The 1,725-nt window shown below is 33.6% G+C and carries 4 protein-coding genes; all 4 read right to left on the bottom strand.

Annotated elements, in window-relative coordinates:
• Nucleotides 1–299 (bottom strand): copper amine oxidase N-terminal domain-containing protein (locus T335_RS0115300; protein WP_026478311.1); only part of this gene is annotated, 299 nt, incomplete at its 3' end.
• A 112-nt stretch (nucleotides 300–411) separates the two neighbouring features.
• Nucleotides 412–705 (bottom strand): WXG100 family type VII secretion target, encoded by a 294-nt coding sequence (locus tag T335_RS0115295; RefSeq protein ID WP_026478310.1) that lies wholly within the window; start codon nucleotides 703–705, stop codon nucleotides 412–414.
• A 54-nt stretch (nucleotides 706–759) separates the two neighbouring features.
• Nucleotides 760–1,017: a DUF4176 domain-containing protein gene (locus T335_RS0115290; RefSeq protein WP_026478309.1), complete on the bottom strand. Its 258-nt coding sequence runs from the start codon at nucleotides 1,015–1,017 to the stop codon at nucleotides 760–762.
• Nucleotides 1,018–1,059: 42 nt separating this feature from the next.
• A partial coding sequence (locus tag T335_RS22530) for a hypothetical protein (protein WP_034328733.1) occupies nucleotides 1,060–1,725 on the bottom strand: 666 nt, incomplete at its 5' end.

Here is a 1,725-nt window from a genome sequence, read left to right as displayed (position 1 = left end):
ATCTCTTGGTTCTTCTCTATACTCTTTTCTCCTATTTTTAATGTGATTATATCTCCATCTCTTTTTATGGTAACCATTTGACTGCTGGGGTTCCAATCTACCTCTGCCCCTAGGGCTTCGCTAATAAATCTTATGGGTACTTGGGTTCTACCATTATTATCTAGAAAGGGTTGAGCATCTGGAAACCTCATTAGTTCTCCACTAAGGACAACTCTAATTGGACCCCAGCCTAATGCGGTGCTAGACATTAAAGTCAATAACATTACTACTATCATTAAAACGCTTAGTTTTCTTTTCATGGTTATATTCCCCTTTATGTAGCATAATTTTATTGTCATATATAATTTATCTTATCTATTAATGTAAACAAGACGAACTACTGAAGTAATAGTCCGCCTTGTCTTTTCCCTATTATCTACGTAGGGCTGCTGCAATATCTCTTTCACTTTGCTCTTTAACATCGGCAACCTTATTAATTTGGGTGCTGATATTATTTACGCATACCACTAGTTTGTCTAAGGCTGGCTTTAATTGGTTAAATTCATCTACAAAGGCTCTGGCTGAATCTCCCTTCCACCAACCCTCTACAGATTTAATATCTCTATCAAGCTGTTTAATTAAGCTATCTGCTTGATCCCCTTTTTGCTTGATAGACCTCCCAATGGATCTGGCTTGCTGTGGACTAAATTGTAAATTTCCTGACATATTATTCATCCCCTTTTGTTTTATTTTTATATAAAACAGCTTAGCTGTAATATATTACACCACTTCTTGTAATAATTTTAAAAATTCTTCTTCCTCACTATCACCATAACCTCTAAAGACTACTTCCTCTATATCTTCATGATTAAACAAATACATGTATTCATCACTTATATTACCTTCTGGATATAGGCAGGCTATATAATCCCACATCTGTCCATTTGTTACCTGCATCTGCCGTCTACCATAAATCATTACTTTTTTCTCTCCATTTTTTAAAAGTACTATAGAACCAATAGGTAGATATGACTTCATCCATTTTCCCCCTTTGCTGTTGTTCTCATTAGAAAGTGCCGATTAAACAACATTTCCATATTTTTTATGCATTCCTTTGATAATCTCGAGTAATTCCTCCAATGGGATATTCACCATTGTTTGAATGATTTCCATATCTTCATAGGTATGTTCTAACATAGCCTCTTTAATATTTTCTAGCTCATCTTGAGTAACTGTATCGTATACTTCTTGAATATCCTGAATCATTTCATCAGTGTTATCTGCCTTCGATTCCTCCAAGTACTTATTTAGTCTTATAACTAATATCTTCGAAAAACCACCTATTTTAGCAAAGTCACTTCCGTCATTCTGAAATATATATGCCTTTTGAATATCCTTCCATTCAACTGACCTTCCAGGAAAAAAACCACGACCAACATATACTCCATATTGATTAACAACTACACTTGGTCTTCTTTTTCTTGCTAATAATACAAATATCAGAAATGCTATTGAAAGGCCACTGCTTATCATTGTAATACGACCAATCCATAAACTATCTAACTTAATTAATACATAACCTATCAATATAAATACGAATGAAAGTATTAAAGCTTTAAAAAGATCTTTCCCATTATTGTAGAAGATAACTTCCTTCTGGTTACCAAGACTATGCTTAACTCCTTCAACGGTTCTTTTAACAGCAGATATTTTAATTTTATGACTTTGTATCCTTCTAATAAAATC

Origin of the sequence: Alkaliphilus transvaalensis ATCC 700919 (genome assembly GCF_000621485.1) — a bacterium.
Lineage (GTDB): Bacteria > Bacillota > Clostridia > Peptostreptococcales > Natronincolaceae > Alkaliphilus > Alkaliphilus transvaalensis.
Note: the sequence above shows the minus strand (reverse complement) of the source record. Positions and strands in the feature narration are given on the sequence as shown.